Annotated in this window: 10 protein-coding genes and 2 pseudogenes; 5 read left to right on the forward strand and 7 right to left on the reverse strand. The window is 70.7% G+C overall.

Annotation, left to right across the window (positions count from 1 at the left end):
* Positions 1-24 precede the first annotated feature (24 nt).
* Positions 25-972, forward strand: a complete 948-nt coding sequence (locus tag OG259_RS00285) for a LysR family transcriptional regulator (protein ID WP_328940290.1) — start codon at positions 25-27, stop codon at positions 970-972.
* A 719-nt stretch (positions 973-1691) separates the two neighbouring features.
* On the forward strand, positions 1692-4355 hold the full coding sequence (locus OG259_RS00290; RefSeq protein ID WP_328940291.1) for a fibronectin type III domain-containing protein: 2664 nt from the start codon (positions 1692-1694) through the stop codon (positions 4353-4355).
* 384 nt (positions 4356-4739) lie between these two features.
* Here the strand turns inward: OG259_RS00290 and OG259_RS00295 are convergent, their stop codons facing one another.
* Complete coding sequence (locus OG259_RS00295; RefSeq protein WP_328940292.1) at positions 4740-5501, reverse strand: bestrophin-like domain; 762 nt, start codon at positions 5499-5501, stop codon at positions 4740-4742.
* 960 nt (positions 5502-6461) lie between these two features.
* Here OG259_RS00295 and OG259_RS00300 point away from each other — a divergent pair.
* Both OG259_RS00300 and OG259_RS00305 read left to right on the forward strand, forming a co-directional pair.
* Positions 6462-6869, forward strand: coding sequence for a hypothetical protein (locus OG259_RS00300; RefSeq protein WP_328946950.1), 408 nt, complete (start codon positions 6462-6464; stop codon positions 6867-6869).
* 691 nt (positions 6870-7560) lie between these two features.
* The gene (locus tag OG259_RS00305; RefSeq protein ID WP_328946951.1) at positions 7561-8973 is read left to right on the forward strand and encodes a carotenoid oxygenase family protein; all 1413 of its coding nucleotides are present in this window, start codon (positions 7561-7563) and stop codon (positions 8971-8973) included.
* A 182-nt stretch (positions 8974-9155) separates the two neighbouring features.
* On the opposite strand, the gene OG259_RS00310 is transcribed toward OG259_RS00305, so the two are convergent.
* Genes OG259_RS00310 through OG259_RS00320 form a run of 3 tightly spaced genes read right to left on the reverse strand, consistent with a single transcriptional unit; the run spans position 9156 to position 13219 of the window.
* Positions 9156-10583 carry an amidase gene (locus OG259_RS00310; RefSeq protein ID WP_328940293.1) on the reverse strand — a complete coding sequence of 476 codons (1428 nt, stop codon included), beginning with the start codon at positions 10581-10583 and terminating at the stop codon, positions 9156-9158.
* On the reverse strand, positions 10580-11983 hold the full coding sequence (locus tag OG259_RS00315) for an MFS transporter (RefSeq protein ID WP_328940294.1): 1404 nt from the start codon (positions 11981-11983) through the stop codon (positions 10580-10582). Before OG259_RS00315 ends, OG259_RS00310 begins: the two co-directional genes overlap by 4 nt.
* A gap of 45 nt (positions 11984-12028) precedes the next feature.
* Entirely contained in the window at positions 12029-13219 is a 1191-nt protein-coding gene (locus OG259_RS00320) for a CaiB/BaiF CoA transferase family protein (protein ID WP_328940295.1), read from the reverse strand.
* Between the two features lie 132 nt (positions 13220-13351).
* Here OG259_RS00320 and OG259_RS00325 point away from each other — a divergent pair, with 132 nt between their 5' ends.
* Positions 13352-13987, forward strand: coding sequence for a TetR/AcrR family transcriptional regulator (locus tag OG259_RS00325; RefSeq protein WP_328940296.1), 636 nt, complete (start codon positions 13352-13354; stop codon positions 13985-13987).
* 64 nt (positions 13988-14051) lie between these two features.
* On the opposite strand, the pseudogene OG259_RS00330 reads toward OG259_RS00325, so the two are convergent.
* The 3 genes and pseudogenes from OG259_RS00330 to OG259_RS00340 form a co-directional block, all read right to left on the reverse strand.
* Positions 14052-14390, reverse strand: a pseudogene (locus OG259_RS00330) (SOS response-associated peptidase family protein); the annotation flags it as partial.
* Positions 14391-14398: 8 nt separating this feature from the next.
* Positions 14399-14978: pseudogene (locus OG259_RS00335) on the reverse strand (aminoglycoside phosphotransferase); the annotation flags it as partial.
* Positions 14979-15205: 227 nt separating this feature from the next.
* Positions 15206-16333 (reverse strand): hypothetical protein, encoded by a 1128-nt coding sequence (locus OG259_RS00340; protein ID WP_328940297.1) that lies wholly within the window; start codon positions 16331-16333, stop codon positions 15206-15208.
* Positions 16334-16792: the final 459 nt, after the last annotated feature.

Here is a 16792-nt window from a genome sequence, read left to right on the forward strand (position 1 = left end):
ACTCTGGATCTATAGTCCACAGATATGAGTGAGCTAGAGGTGCGGGAGCTGAGGTACTTCATCGCCGTCGCCGAGGAACTGAACTTCAGCCGGGCCGCGCAACGTCTGGGGATGGCACAGCCCCCGCTGTCGAAGGCGATCGCTCAGATGGAGTCCCGGCTCGGTGTACGCCTGCTGGAGCGCACCACCCGGCAGGTGAGGCTGACCACCGCCGGTCAGGTGCTGCTCGACCAGGCCCGGATCGCGGTCGACGCGGTGCACGCGGCGGCCCGGCGAGCACGCCGGGCCGGTCAGCCGACACCCCAGCTCGTCGTGGCGGTCAAACCGGGAGGCGATGGCGGGCTGCTGCGGGAGATCCTCGCCGCCTACCGGGGAGCGGGTCCGCATCTGCCGCCGCCTGAAGTCGTCGTCGGCGGCAGCGGAGAGCCGATCGCCATGCTGCGGGACGGCCGTGCCGACGTAGCGCTGCTGCGCAGCCCGTTCGACGGTCAAGGGCTGGATTCCCAGACGCTCGTGGTCGAGCCGCGACTGGCCGTCCTCCCCGCCACGCACCGCCTGGCCGGACACCCGCGACTGCGGCTGACCGACCTCAAGGGCGAACCGATCCCACGCTGGAAAGGCGCCGCCCCCTCCGCCACCGCCTACTACACAGGATGCGACGGAGGGGAAGCAGGCGATGGCCACACAGGCTTGGCGCCGGCCGACACTCCTGAGGGGCCGCTCGTGGCCAGCGTCGAGCAACTCCTGGAGGTGGTCGCGCTGGGCCAGGCGGTGGCGTTCCTGTCACTCTCCACCACCGAGCGGCACCAGCGCCCGGACATCGCATACCGGCCGGTCACCGGCCTCAGCCCCAGCGCGGTCATGGTCGCCTGGCCGGAGACCTCGCGATCCGCAGCCGTCGCCGCCTTCGTCCGAGCCGCCCACGACGTCGCCGCCCACCACCCCGACCACTTGACCGCACTGGCCTACTGACCGGGGGCACTCACCCCTCGTCATGACGATCACCGCAGGGCCAATTCCAGACAACCACCAGCGCGCAGAAAGGCACGCCGGGATTCCCGCGGTGTTCCGTACGTCTCCGACCCCCGTCCGCCCTTACAACGCGAGGCTCTTGAGACTCTCGGGGCCGAGTGGGCCTGCCGAGGGGTCTCGGGGGAAGTGACCGACGTCTCTACCCCAGGGGCGGCCCGGTGGCGCAGCGCAGTGTGGGGGCTATGACCGCAACCACCCATGCCCGCCTCTCCTCCCGTACCCGGACGGGCGGACCTCGTGACGGGGACGGGCTCCGGCGGCAAAGTGCTGAAGCCGACTACGAGTTCGGGATCAGGTTCGGACCCGGACTGCTCACCGGCATGATTCCGTCTCGGACAGTGGTGCGATGCTGTAGCTGCCATTGCGGCTATGCGATGGGGATCTACGCGACAAAGGGGTCGTGCAGATCCGGAACAACCATGCAGGTGCGGCGGCCAACCCACTGACTGGGGTCCCTGGCGCTCACGCCGACGGCCATCCGTTCATCACCGGACTGTTCAAGCCGCTGTCAGCTCACACGCCAGCGCGACCACGGTGCTGCGGAAATCTCGAAGGGAACACGGAACGACATGCGTTTATGGCGACGTACGTCAGAAACGGTCCGCAAGCGACGTGGGGCGAGGATATCCACCAGGCGCCGCAGCGTCGCAGTGACCTTGATGGTTTCACTGAGCTTGCTGCTCGGCACGATCGCCGGGCCCGCAGCGCCCCCGGGCTTTGCGGTCGAACCTTCGCCCCTGTGCGCCACCCACGCCACGTCCTTCGCCACCGAGGGCGACCAGGGAACGCCGGTGACGGTGCGGCTGGGCTGCGCCAAGGAGGCGGGGGGTCTCCGCTCGCTCGCGGTGAAGGACGACGACCTGGTCATGGCCATCGACTTCCTGCCCACTGCCGAGGGTCGCCAGCACGTGCGCGACTTCATGCAGGCGCTGGTCGACCGGACCCGTGCCGATCAGGCCGCGGGCATGACGCTGGGGGCCGCCTTCACCAAGCGGGCCCAGGAGCACAGTGTCGGGATCTATCCGCCGCAGGAGGGGAGCGGGGACTTCGAGGGCACGGTGCACGTCGTGGACGACAGCCTCGTGATCGTCGCTGCGACCGATGCCGTCGGCTTCGGCGCGACCCCTATGCAGAAATTCATCGCCAGCGGTGTCGCATGGGCGGTCACCGGCCTGGTCTGGGGCGGGTGCATGGCGTCGTTCAACGTCGGCGCGCCGGCCGCCGCTCCGGTGTGCGGCGCCGTCTCCGAGGGATTCGGCACGCTTGTCGGCGAGTTGCTCAACGCCTACTACGACGACAGGTCGCTCGGCGACGCGGATGTCTGGGCGGGGGCGCTGGCCGCTTCGTTCTGGCCGACTGTGAAGGGGGCTTTTCAAGGAGCGTTGCTGGCGTGGACTTCGGAGCGCGGCGCCCAGGCCATCGCCCAGGTGCAGCAAGCCCTGCGCAACTTCGGGACGAAGATCAAGTACTTGGGGTCGGTCACCACATACATGTCCGGCGTGATGAAGGACCTGGCTCCGAAGCTGCTGGCGTCGGTGCACCGGCTCGAGCGGGGTGTCGGCAGCACCGACGCCCCCCTGCGGGTGATGGTGGTGGGTGATTCCATGACCCAGGGCATGGAGGGTGACTGGACCTGGCGGTACCGGCTGTGGGAGTGGTTCCGCGACCAGCACGTCGACGTCGACTTCGTCGGACCGTACCAGGGCACCAAGCAGCAGGCGGACCCCACCGGGCCCCCCGCGCCGCCCCGTCTCCAGGGGGAGGTACTGGAGAACCCCTCCGTCGCGAATCCTCCCGTCACGGGGGCGTACGCGCAGGGTGTGCGGGCGGGTTTCGACAGCGATCACTTCGCCGTGTGGGGACGGCAAGCCGCCCAGGACAAGGACCTGATCGGGCCCATGGTGGCCCAGTACAAGCCCGACCTTGTGCTGTTCGGCATCGGGTTCAACGACATGGGATGGCTGGTCAGTGACGCGACGGGCACCTTGGACAGTATGAAGACCCTCGTCGACCGGGCCCGCGCCGCCAAGGGGGACATCCGTTTCGCCGTGGCGAACGTTCCCATGCGGCCGCTCATCGACGGCCGGCAGGACCTGATCGTCAAGACCAGGCAGTACAACACGATGCTCAAGAACGCGATCCCGTCCTGGAGCACCCTCTCCTCCCCCGTGAAGCTGGTCGACTGGGAGGCGGCGTACAGCTGCGACACGAACACCTGCCCGGGTGGCTACGACAATCTGCACCCCAACGCCCTGGGAGAGTTCCAGATCGCGTCCGCCTTCGAACGCACCCTCCACGACGACTACGGCATCGGCCAGTTCGTGCCCGGCATCCCCACCACGATCCCCCGGCGGCCGATCTACCCGGTGAACAGCGTCGTGGCAGAGTCCGTCCCGAGCGGGGTGAAGGTGACCTGGTCACCGGTGTTCGGGGCGCGCGGCTACACGGTCCGGTACCGGCTCGCGGGCGCCGCGAACTGGAACGAGACCCACGTCTCGACCAACCGCTACGACACGACCTGGACGGAGGACGGCTGGACCTGGGAGTACCAGGTCAACACCGACAACGGCACCGACGGCGTGTCCGTGTGGTCCGAGACGGTCTCGGCGACTGCGCACCCGGAGACCGCCGCCCCGCCCACGAACGTCTCCACCCGCCCTTCCTCCACCGGCCTCGATGTGTACTGGGACGCGCCGACCGGCGCGCACACGGACAGCATCGACCGGTACGAGATCATCACCTGGGACAAGGACGTGCCGGGCTCCTACATCAACAGCACGGCGGTCAAGGGCACATCCGCGTGGATCGACGGCCTCGTACCGGGCCACCACTATCTCGTAGCGGTGGCGACCTGGAACCAGGCGGGCGGCGGGATGCCCATCGTGGCCAGGTCCGTGACGGTCGGCGCGGGCGTACCCCCCGTGCCGGCGGACGTGAGCATCCAGTCCCTCGACGCCACGACCGTCCGCCTCACCTGGCAGGGCTCGGCCCAGGCGGCCGGATACCGGGTGTGGGTACGCAACGCCACCACGGGCGGCCCGTTCACGGCGGACCAGTCCTCCACCGACACCAACTCGCACGAGATCGCCTTCTTGTTCCCGGGCAACTGGAACTTCGAGTTCTGCGTCTCCGCGTTCAACGGCGCGTTGGAGTCGGACCGGTCCGGTTGCGTCTCGGTCCCGCTCCCGCCCCCGTCGGCCGGTCTCGCCGGGCGCTCCGCGGCCGCCGGCCGCTCACCGGATCCTGTGGAGCAATCCCCCTTGCTGGAAGGCCGTTTCGCCGACCCCGGACGAGACCTGGTCGCAGCCGCCACCGGCCGCTGAAGCCGACGCCCCACCCGCCCTCGCGTGCCCGCGGCCTCACTCCGCCCGCGGGCACGCCTGTGCAGGTTGCAACCACCCGACGGTCAGCAGTACACACCGTCCCCGCTGACTCAAGACTGTCCACACGCGCCTCCAGGCGTCACCATGCTCGTGCCTTCCGCCGTCTCGCGCATTCATGCGGGCCTGCGTCACGCCGGGGCCAGTCCCGGATGGCGAGCTCGACGCCCGCGACGGCGAGGGCGCCCAGGATGAGACAAGCCGAACTCGTTTATCGGGCCGATGAGTGGCGCCGGACCGGTACCCGCCACCGTGGCGTACCAGCCCGCCGCCGCTGATGGGCCCGGCTTCACGACACGCGGTGTCGCGTTCCTTCGTGAGCCCCGGTCAGACCCCGGCGGTGACGAGGTCACTCAAGGGCTGGGCGGAGTCCGTTCCGGAGTGGCCGAGGGGGGCGTCGAAGCTCCAGACGAGGAAGAGCAGGAAGACCACCAGAGCGCTGAAGGTGGTGGCCAGCAGCAGTTCGCGCGCGGAGCGGCGGATCTGCAGGGTGTAGAGCAGGCCGAGGGTGACCAGGGCACCGGCGAGGAGGCCGAACCAGAGGGCTGCGGGCAGGGTGGTGCCGGAGGTATCCAGGCGCTGGTGACGGGCGTCGTCCGCCGCGGCCACCTGGTCCAGGAGCGGCTGGTAGGCCTGGGCCTGAAGCTCGTCCGCCGGGGTGCGATGAGCGATGTCGCTCCGGATACGGCCCAGCAGTTCGGCGCCGGTGCCGTCGACGGGCAGGTCGTCCTTCAGAGCGGGCCATTCGGCGGTGACCGCGTGCCGGGCGTAGGCGTCGATGTGCTCCTTGATCTGTGTTCGGAAGGCGGCAGGGTAGACGTCCAGGCGCTGATCGATCTCGTAAAGGGCCTGGGCCTCGCGCTGGACGGTGTCCTCGGCCGCGGTACGGGCCTCCCACACGCCGGCGATCGCCAGTCCGAGCACGATGGCGTAGACGACGCCAACCATCATGACCATGTACTCCAGCACGTCCGGTGTCTCGGAGGTGTCTTCGTCGACGTCCACGCGGCGGTGCCGCAGGACGGTCGCCGTGACGACGAGAACGCAGACCAGGGCCGAGGCCAGGGCGTAGACGAGCCATTCCGGCATTGCACAACTCCATGACGCGCGAGGCGATGTGTATGAGATTGAGATACGGGGGGCGGACGCGGTCAGCCGGTCAAGGGCCCGGCGGCCGGACGTGAGGCGGACGATCAGCCGCGGCCGCGGCGACGCGACCCGGGCCGCAAGGCGGCCACGGCCAGAACAGCCGGCAGGGTGATCACGACCGTGGACATGGTCATCGAGAGCTTGGCCGGAGCGGGACGGGACGGACCCCCCGTGTAGTGCGAGCGCGGCTCCCACCGGAACCCCTTGGGCGCCCCCGCCGGAGCGGGGGTCGTGATGCTCGGCGCCGAGGGCGCTGGTGGTGCCCACGCGGGGCCGGGTGCCGGGGGTGCCGGGGCGGCGGATGCCGGGGCGGCGGGTTCCGGAGCGACTTCCGGTGGCGAGAGCGCGGGCGGCCTCGGCGGCGCCGACTCGGGGACCGACAGGGACGGAGGCGGTGATGACGGCCGCGACGGGTGAGGCGGCGCCGTGGGTGACGGAGGAGACGGCGCCATGGGCGACCGGGTCGTCGGAGCGCACGTGGGGCGCGGGGCTTCCGTCACTCCGGCGCCGTAGCCCATGTCGACCCATACGTCCGGGGCACACACCACCAGGTGACCGTGGGTGGGAGATTGGTCCATGACGACGGCCACGTCTCCGTGGTGCGGCAGCGGGCACAACGCCGCCGCAGCCCCGAGACCGACACTGATCCAGCCACCCACTCGTCATTCCTCCTCGTGACGACCTGACGTCGGACACGCGTTCAGGGCGCGAGAGGGCGGTTGTACCACTGCCCTCGGAGCTGCCACTGCGGGTAACGATCATGAGCCTGGCCAGTCACGGAGACCGGACGTGCCGCCTGCCATCGGGGTGAATGCATCGCCACACGGCCATGCCTCTACGAACGCTTCGGCCCGGGTTCGATCTTCTTCCTGGGCATGAGACCGTCTGGTTGTGCCAGAGATGATGAGTGGGTTGGGGACGGCCTTGGCTGAGGCGTCATCTCCTTCGTGGACGCAACGCGCTTGTGCCGGGCGTGCCCTTGCTTCCTTCGCCGAAGTCCCCGAGGCTGCGGAAGCGCTGCTGGCGCTACTGCTGGACGTCGGGAACACCGCGGTGACTCGAGAGACGGCAGAGGCCCTGGCCCAGGTGGGAACGGTGGCCGCCGTAAGGCTCATCGCTCTCGCGGTTGCCGAAGCTGACGACAACCAGGCTGACTGGCTGCAGACCGGAGTGCATGACGTGCTCGTGGACTCGAAATCGGGGCTGGAAGTCGCTGTGGTCTGCAGGAAGCTCGCCCGGGACCCGGAAGAAGCCGTCCGGCAGGGTGCCACAGCCATCTCGGCGTGGACAGACGCCACAGCACGTTGATCCGAGCCGAACCGTCTGTGGGCTGCTCAGTCCTCGCTGATCGTTTGCAGCGCTGCGTCCCAGACGTTGCCCCCGTCAGCCCGGGTCCAGAGCCGATGGCGCAGCGACGACGCTACGTAACTCAGGCCGTCGTGAGGTTCCGCCCCCAGTCCGGCTCCCAACCGTCGGCCTCGTAGAGCAGGACTGGGTGGTCGACCGTCTGCCGTTCCGTGCGCTCCGGCTCAGCCACAGCCATCGGAGGGAAAGGCTCAGTCGGCATGACGGTGGGGTGGGGAACCACACTTCCGGCACCCCATGCGAGGGCGTGAAGCCTCTCCAGCGGCGCGTCGTCATCTGCGGCAGTGCGGGCGCAGGATGGGGCACGCATCGGGAGTCCAGTGCGAGACGCATTCAGTGCACCCGGGGCTTGGGCGGGGGTGCCGAGGAGACCACCGAGACGCTCCGCGGCCATGGATTCACCCTCCTGTGGAGTGCGGAGGGGGTTCCCGGTCGCGGCCGGCCGGAGGCGCGCGCAAGCCGTACTCCTCGTACTCCGGTGGCCTCCCGGGCCGCTGGCACCGGGGTCCGTGCCGCGTTTCACTGGAAGGTGCTGGAAGGTGCTGGAAGGTGCCGCACCCCCGCTCCGGGAGGTTCCGTGAACACGCACACACCGCCCCGTTTCGACCCCACCCGCGTCCCCCACCTGCTGGGCATGTTCGCGCCGGTGACCGAGGAGGTCGACGCTGCCGAGCTGGAGGTGACAGGCGAGATCCCGGCCTCCCTGGACGGCTTGTATCTGCGCAACGGTCCCAATCCCCGCTTCACACCGATCGGCTCGTACCTGTACCCCATCGACGGCGACGGAATGCTGCACGGGGTATGGCTCTCCGAGGGCCGCGCCCGCTACCGCAACCGCTTCGTGCGCACCCCTGCCCTGGAGGCCGAGGAACGGGCCGGGCGGGCTTTGTGGGGAGGCCTGGAGTCGATGATCCTGCCGGATGCCGAGCAGGTCGGACCGGAGCTCGCGGGGACCTTCCGGGAGCTGCCCGACATCAACGTCGTACGGCACGGGGGCCGGCTGCTGGCCCTCGCCGAGTCGGACTGCCCGTACCGGATCGGCGCCGGGCTGGAGACCCTCGGCCGCGAGGACTTCGAAGGGGCCCTGCCCGCGGGGATCACCGCCCATCCGAAGACCGACCCGGTCACGGGCGAGATGGTCGTCTTCTGCTACGGCCTGGAGCCGCCGTACCTGACCTGGTCGGTCATCGGCCCCGACGGCACCGTCACGAGCGGGCCCACCCCCGTCGACGGCGTGGACGAGCCGATGATGATCCACGACATGGCGCTGACCGGCCGGTACGCCGTCCTGGTCCTCGCGCCCGCCTTCTTCGACCTGGACGCGGCCATGGCGGGCGGCTCGTTCCTGGCCTGGCGGCCCGAGCGGGGTACCCGGGTGGTCCTGATCCCCCGCGACGGCGGACCGCCGCGCTGGGCGGCCGACGAGGCGTTCTGGCTGTGGCACACCGTGAACGCCTACGACGACGGCCCCGGCGCGGACGCCCCGGTGGTACTGGACTACGTGCAGTGGAGCCGGCTGACCGTCGGCAGCGCACCGGGGGCGGTGCAGGACCCGGTCAGCGGCGGTCTGACACGTGCGCGCATCGACCCCGCGGCAGGCACCATGACCCGCACCCTGCTGGACGACGCCCGAGTGGAATTCCCTCGCATCGACGACCGCCTCATCGGCCGGCGCCACCGGTACACCGCTCTGGCCGGCTCGACCGGCCGGACGGACCTGCTGCCGGGCGAGTACGACGCCGTGCGCTTCCACGACGTGCGGACGGGGGCCGCCGTCGTCTGGGACGCCGGGGACCTGTCGGTCGGCGAACCGGTCTTCGCTCCCGAACCGGGTACCGGCTCCGAGGAGCGCGGCTACTGGCTCACCTTCGCCACCGACCGCACCGACGGGTCGAGCTGGTTCCTGGTCGTGCCCGCCGGGGACCCGGCCTCCGGGCCGATGGCGCGCGCCCGCGTCCCCGTCCGGGTCCCGCTCGGCCTGCACGGCTGCTGGCTGCCCACCGAAGGCGGCCGAGCCGAGCAGAGTGCGCCGTCCGATGTCACGTGACGAACAGCCGGGCTGCCCGGCTGTTCGTCACGTGACATACAGCCGGGCTGCCCGGCGCGCCTCCGCCGGCTCCCCCGGGGAGAGCGCCGCCGCTCAACCTGCCCATAGGCACCGCCCTACGGCCGGCCGGAACGCCCCGCCCATACACCGCCGCCTGGTCTGGGCCCAGGCCGCAAAACCAGTCATCGCTCGGTGCGGAAGATTGGCGGGTGCTGTGTGCCAAGGGACTTCTCGAGCGCGTGGGCGAGTGCGAGGGCGAGGTCGTCGCGGTGGTGAGCGGCGATGAGCTGCACGGCGAGGGGAAGGCCGTCCGGGGCGATTCCGGAGGGGATGCTGACGGCCGGGTGGCCGGTGTCGTTGAAGACGGCCGTGTAGGAGATGGGGAGGACCCGCTCGTGCACGGCCGCGGCCACGTCCGGGCCTTCGGCCGGCCATGCGGTCGTGGGGGTGGTCGGCATGAGCAGGAGGTCGTAGCGGTCGAAGAGGTCGGCCGCCCACTGGTCGAGGCGTGCGCGGTGGGCCCAGTAGGCGGCGAGGTCCGCTGGGGTGAGAGAGCGGCTTGCGTCGAGGAGGTCTGCGAACCACGGCTCGAAGGTGTCGCGACGGGTGGTGAAGTCGTCGAGGACGTCGAGGAGCCTGGCGTACGCCAGGACCCTCTGCCGCAGTTGGAACGGAGCGGGGAAGTCGTCGGCGCCGGGCAGGGGCGACTCGTCGTCCCGGACGTCGTGGCCCTGGCCTCGCAGCAGGGCTGCGGCGTGGTCGAGGGCGCGCAGGATCTCAGAGCGGGGTGCGGCAATGCCGAGGGTGCGCAGGACGCCGACGCGCAGGGCGGGCAGCGGCTTGTCGAGGGTGTCGCGGTAGGAGAGGCCGGGGGCGGGCAACGAGTTGGGATCGGCCGGGTGGTGGCCGGCGGCGACGTCGAGGTGCAGTGCGGTGTCCCGTACGGTGCGGGCCATGCCTGACAGACAGGCGTGCTGGGGCCAGATCGGCATCCGGACCGGGCCGTGCGGGATGCGGCCGCGGGATGGCTTGAGGCCGACGACTCCGCACAGCGCGGCGGGGATGCGAGTGGAGCCGCCGCCGTCTCCGGCGGTGGCCAGAGCGACGAGTCCGGCGGCGACGGCCGCGGCCGCGCCGCCGCTGGAGCCGCCGGGCGTGCACTCGGGGTTCCAGGGGTTGCGGGTGGTGCCGAAGGCGTCGTTGGTGGTGTGGACGGCGGCGCCGAGTGGCGGTGTGTTCGTCTTGCCGATGACCAGGGCACCGGCCGCGCGCAGCCGGGCGACGTGGATGCTGTCGCGGGCGGCGGGCCCGCGGCCTTGGTAGGCGCGGGTGCCGCGGGCGGTGGGGAGGCCTTCCGCGTCTTCGAGGTCTTTGACGAGGATCGGCAGGCCGGCGAGCGGCCCAGCGTTGTCGCCGCGAATGATGCGCTGTTCGAGGGCGGCGGCTTCGGCGAGCGCCCCCTCCGGGTCGAGGGCGACGACGGAGTTGACGGTCGCGTCGGCGACGGAGATTCGGTCGAGGGTGTGGTGCATGAGCTCGGTGGGTGAGAGCTCCCGGCGGCGGATGAGAGCGGTGAGTTCGGTGGCCGAGGCGAAGGACAGGTCCGTCATGGCGTGTGGGGCTCCTTGCGGGTCGAGGCGGGGTGACAGGTGGAGGTGGCTTCGAGGCTTACGCCGGTGGTGCGCGGGCCGAAGCGGACCGCTACCAGGCCTCCGGTGGCGCTGAGTGCGGCGAGCAGGACGAAGACGGCGGTGTAGCCGGTGCCGGCGTAGACGGCGGCGACAAGCATCGGGGCGGCGAAGTTGAAGATGCGGGACAGTGCGTTGGCGGTGCCGGAGCCGAGCGCGCGGATCCGGGTGGGGAAGATCTCCGCGGAGTACACCTGGAGGAAGGGCACGGCCATCTGGAAGAGCAGGCTGACCAGGCAGCCGAGCACGAGGACGAGCGCAGGGGCGCGGACGAGCGAGAACAGCAGCAGCGCGGTGGCGGACAGGGCGCCGAGGACGAGTTGGGTGCGGCGCCGGTCCCAGCGGTCGATGAGAGGTACGGCGGCCAGTGCGCCGAGGGGGGCTGCTGTCGCCAGGGCAGCGGACAGCAGCAGGGTGTCGTCGAGATCGAGCCCGGTCTCGGCGAGGAGTGTGGGTGTCCAGGTGTTGTAGGCGGAGTAGGCGAGCAGTCCGGTCACCCACATCGTGGTGACGACCAGGAAGTTGCGGCGGTGGGCGCCGGTCCACAACTCACTGATACGTGGCCGGTCCGGGGTCTCGGTGGGACCCGATGCCGTCATGGCAGGAGCGGGTGGCCCGTCGACCGGGAACTCGACGCCGCACTGGACTTCGACACGGCGCACGATGGCGTCGGCTTCGGCGATCCGGCCGCGGGAGGCGAGCCAGCGCGGGCTCTCCGGGACCCAGCGATGGATCAGTACGGCGAAGACGACACCGAACAGGCCGAGGCCGAAGACGAGACGCCAGCCCCAGGTCCACTGGGGCACCAGGAAGTAGCCCGCCCAGGCGGCGATGGGGATACCGAGCGAGCCGATCGCCACCTTGTACGTCTGCAGGCGCCCCCGCGCGGTGGCGGGTACGAACTCGGTGAGAACGACGATGGCGACCACGGCCATGCCCTGTGCGCCGAGGTGCGTGGCGGTGCGGGCGGCGATCAGCTGCCAGGGGTTCTGGACCAGGACGCAGCCGACGGTGGCGACGCAATAGAGGATGACGCAGGCCAGCATGGTGCGGCGGCGGCCGACTCGGTCGGCGAGGTAGCCGGCGAGCACGCCGCCGGCGAAGGCCCCGAGCTGACCTACACCGGCCACGACGGCGACGGTCGACAGCGGCATGTCCCACTGTTCGCGCAAGGCGGGGGCGACGAACGCAAAGGCGTAGGTCTCCACCCACTCAAAGAGGATCATTCCGGCCAGGGCGACGACCAGGCGGCGGTGGAAAGGACTGAGCGGGAGCCGGTCGAGACGCGTCCCGAGTGCGGCGGTGTGCAGGGTGACGGCCATGGGCGCGTGACCTCCCGGAGGATGAGGGGGTTGAGGGAGGGAAGGTCAGATCACGCCGTCGGCGCGCAGCGAGGCGAGCTCGTCCGGGCCGAGGCCGAGCACACCCGTGTAGACGTCGGTGTTGTGCTCGCCGAGCGACGGGCCGGTGGAACGGATGCTGCCGGGCGTCTTCGACATCCTGGGCAGCGGCGCGACCATCGGCAGCGGCCCGAAGTCGGGGTCGTCCACCGTGACGAGCGTGCCCCGCTCGCGGTAGTGCGCGTCGGCCGCGATGTCCGCGATGCTCATCAGCGGCGAGGCCGGAATGCCGGTGTCGCTCAGGAACTTCGTCACCTCGTCCGCCGAATACCCCGCGACCCAGTCGGCGATGAGCGCGTACAGGGCATCGGCGTGTTCCGCCCTCGCCGCCCGCGTCGCGTACGCGGGGTCCTCCGCCAGCTCCGGGCGACTCATGACGGCGGCCAGCCGGCCGAAGAGGGCGTCGGTGCCGGCGTGGATCGACACGCGGCGCCCGTCGCAGGCTGTGAAGTCACTGGCGGGCACGATCTGCGGATTCCGGTTGCCCAGGCGCTCCCTGACCTTGCCGGTCGTCGCGTACGCGGCGAGCGCGTCCTCGGAGGCCCTGAACCCCGCCTCGTACAGCGCGAGGTCGATCACCTGCCCGCCACCGCCCACGGTGTCCCGGTGGTACAGCGCGGTGACCACCGAGAACGCGCCCAGGTAGGCGGCCATGTAGTCGATCGTCGAGTACCCGCTACGCACCGGCGGACGGTCCGCGTCTCCGGTGACGTAGGTCAGGCCGGCGAACGCACTGGCGATCCGGTCGAAGGAACCGCGGTCGCTGTACGGACCGGTCAACCCGTACCCCGTCACGTACACGAGCACCGTGTCCGGTGCGAGCTCCTGCAAGGTGTCCGGGTCCAGCCCCCAGGCCTTCAGCGTCGGCGGCCGGTAGTTGGTGATCACGACGTCGAAGTGCGGAACGAGTCGGCGCGCGACCCGCTGCCCGGCCTCGGTGCGCAGGTCCAGGGTGACGGACTTCTTGTTGCGGGCCTCCTGGGCCCAGTACGGGGACCGGGCGCCCGGAGTCGTGCCACGGGTGAAGTCGCCGCGGCCGGGATCCTCGACCTTGACGACCTCGGCGCCGAAGTCGCCGAGGAACGTGGCGGTGACCGGAGCGGCCAGCACGGTGGACAGGTCGAGGACGCGTATGCCCGCCAGCGGAAGTGTCGACATGGGTGCCCCTTCGAACGTTCACGTTATTCACGTTTCGTTATTAACGAAACGTTGTTAGTGGGACCATAGAGTGGTCCCTGCGGCGCGGCAAGAGCCGGGACGGGAAGATCCAGAACGATCAGGGAGCAGCACATGACCGACAGCGGGGCCGGCGGGACCGGAAAGACGCGGCGGCGCCGGCGCAGCCGTGAGGAGACGGAGGCGGACCTTCTCGCCGCGGCACGCACCCTGCTCGAGCGCGACGGAGTCCTCGCCGGGGTCAACCTCCGGGAGATCGCCGCCGAAGCGGGGGTCAACCACGGGCAGATCTACCAGTACTTCGGCAGCCGTCAGTCCCTGCTGCGAGCCGCGGCCGCCGACCTCGTCGAGCGCCAGACCGAAGACCACGACGGCCACTGGGAACAGCCCTTCGCCGACCGACGGCTCGCGATGTTCCACCACCGCCTCGACGAACCCGAACTGGTCACGCTCGAAGCGCTCCTGGCGCTCGATCGCGACGACAACTTCAGCCCGCTGCCTCGATTCCCCCAGACCCTGCAGAGCCTGGCCCGCGACAAGTCCGACGGCTCGCTGCCCGAGGACGCCGACGCCGTCGCCGCCCACGTCATGACCGCCGCGGCACAAATGGGCTACGTCATCTTCCGCGAGGCCTACGCCCGCGACACCGGCATCCCCCTCGACGAACTCGACGAACGCGCCGCCCGAGCATTCAGCCTCATGATCGCCGGCCTCGCCGCTCCGTCGTCGCAGCAGACCCCGCAGGCCTGACGCGGCCCCGCCCCGTAGGCACCAAAGGCCGGCAGTCGGCCACACGGGGCGGCCGAGCGTCCTAGAACCCGTCGGCCGGCAGCAGGCAGCGGCGCTTGGCGAAGGCGCGTCGGTAGACGGGTTTCTCGTGCACGGTCTCCACACGGGCGTCGATCAACCGGGAGCCGACCTTCGGGTCCTTCGCCCACGACGGCATCAGACCCCACCGCAGTGCCCGCAGCTCACGGCGCAATTCCTGGGTAGGCGCGACGTTCCAGCTCGGACTCAGCCCCTCGGCAGGGTGCCAGTCGGTGACCTGGAAGAGCCGACTCAGGTCTTCAAGGCTGCGTGTCGAGGTACATCGGCCGCAGCATGAAGCCACTGCGCCACGACGCCATCGCGGGCCAGCGCGTCCAGGCGCCATGCGAGGCCATTCGCGGGATGGAGGTCGCCGCCGTGCACCCCACCGGCAGGTCCTCCCACTCCTGGGCCGCAACGGCGTCGTCCCAGACGGCCCGGACGTCGGCAGCGATGCCGTCGGGGGAATCGGCCTGGATGTTGTCATCGAAGCCGTCCGCGCAGACTCGGGGCTGGGCGCCGCGGTCCGTAGTGATCGGCGCCTCGGCGGGCTCCTCTCCATGGAGCGCCCGGAGGAAGCCCGCCCGCGTTTCAGCCGTGTGGATGCTGCGGCTGATCGAGCCGTGGTCCAGGGGCTCGCCGGGCCGTCCAGTGCTTGGGGAAGCGCTCGGACACTTCGCCGAACCGCACCGGGGTCGGCACCGGGAGCGGCAGGCGCGGGGCCGGCACGGATAGCCACGCCGCTCCTTGAGTTGAAGTTCCGGCGCGGGGTCCATGTGCTGCATGCGCACCGCCAACTCGTCCCCGAGGCGCCGCATCTGGCTGCCCCAGCCTCCCGCCACCTCGCGGATGGCCAGCCCCGCGAGGTCTGGATGTTGCTCCTGCAGCGGGTCAGGATCAGCTCTGCAGTGATCTCGATCTCGGTGTCGGTCACGTGAAGTCACAGCGCCAAGGCGGCAGGCTGAGCGGCTCTCGCTCTGCCGAACAGCTCGTTGCGTTCCTCTGGCATCACCGATTCGGTTTGATGAGCTGCAGATCAAAGGCTTTGGAACGGGCCGCCCCGGTCAGGAGCCGTTCGGCCCGAGGACGGTCAGCACACGGCACCTCCGCACGCCGTCGCTGCCGTCCACGAGGCCGAAGCGGCTCCCCTGGTGTGTGGGGTCAGCGGCGGATGCCCGCGTACGCCGACGGGGAGATTCCACCCTCCGCGCCCTGGGCGCCGCCGACCGTCCAGACCCGGCCCGCCTCGTCGGTCGCGGCGCCGTAGAGGTACCCGGCTCCGCGCGGGTTCTCCGTGCGCTTGAGCAGGCCGTCGGGTCCGAGCGTCAGGACGTAGTTCCCGGCCGGGTTGACGTCGGGGTTCATGGTCTCCCCCACGATCACCGGGCGGCCGGAGCCGTCGAAGGCGATGTCGAACAGCTGGCCCGTCTCGGCGGGCGTGCGGACGGTGGACCAGGCGCGGCCGTCGAAACGCACGACGACGGGACGGCGCCACAGGTTCTCGTCCCGCATGTGACCGACGGCCCAGATGTCGTTCGCCGACCGCCGCTCGATGCCGTCGTACATGGCGCCGTCGAGCTCGCTCGGCAGCTGCTGCTTCGTCCACGACGTGCCGTCGAACCGCGAGACGCCGTCGCCGATGGCGAGGACGACCCCGCCGGGTCCCACCTCCAGCTGGGAGACCCAGGCGAGCCCGGTGTCGGCCGGCAGCCGGGTCCAGCCGCCGCTGCCGTCCGCCCTGCCACGGAAGAGGGCCGGCCGGTACTCGCCGGTCGCGTCGGTGTATCCGCCGTGCACCCAGACGGCACCGCGCGCGTCCACGTCCACGGCCGACAGCGACGTGCCCTCCGCCCCCTTCGGGAAGGGCAGCTCGACCGCGCTCCAGACCTTGCCGTTCCAGCGCTGGAGCAACGCGCGCCCCTGGTCCCAGTCGTTCTCGCCGACGGATTCGTGGCGGGTGCCCACGGCCCACACCTGATCGGGTGCGCCGACGGCGAGGTCCTCCAGGCGGCCGTGCTCGGCCGGCTGCGGGGGCGCCTGCCAGCGGGTGCCGGTCCAGCGCAGCGCGACCGGCGCGAAGGGCCGGGTGGTCGCGTCGTCGTGCTTGCCGACGGCCCAGGTCGCACCGCCCGCGCTCTCGACGTCGAACAGCACGGTGCCGTTGCTGCCCGGCGGGCTGACGTTCCGCCAGTTCTGGGTCTCCGCGGCGGCGGGGGCCGCGGCGACGGCGACGAACGAGGCGAGGCCGACGGCGACGGCGGTGGCCGCACGGGGCAGGGAAAGTTTCATGACGGGATTCCTCGCAGGAGTCGGGTGTCGTACGTGCTCTCACCCCATTGACGCGCCGAACCACGGGAGACGTTTCATCATTCTTCGAAACAGCTCAGGGCAGGGCGCGAGCACGATGCGCGTAAGTCCGTTTCACACCAGCTTTCCTGAGGGAGCGTCACAAAGGTCTTGGCCCTCCACCCAGAGGGTCCAAGCGCCCCGCGCTGCTTCGTTTCAGCGGCCGTACACACTGCGGCAGAGACCGGCGACGCCCATGGGGGCGTTCACGCGCTGCACCTCTTGGCAGAGCCGGCGCCTGTCCCGTGTCGGGCCGGCCGACGGATGCCGCTTCGGCGTGCGGGGCTTCAGCGTGCGGGGCTTTGTGGTGGAGGGGAACTTGCCGGAGGACTACGTGACGGGCTGCCTGGTCCTCCTCACGGAGCCGTCCGGGCGCGTGCGCTTGACCCCAGGACTGCCGGA

The sequence above is a fragment of the Streptomyces sp. NBC_00250 genome, assembly GCF_036192275.1.
In the GTDB taxonomy this organism is placed as follows: domain Bacteria; phylum Actinomycetota; class Actinomycetes; order Streptomycetales; family Streptomycetaceae; genus Streptomyces.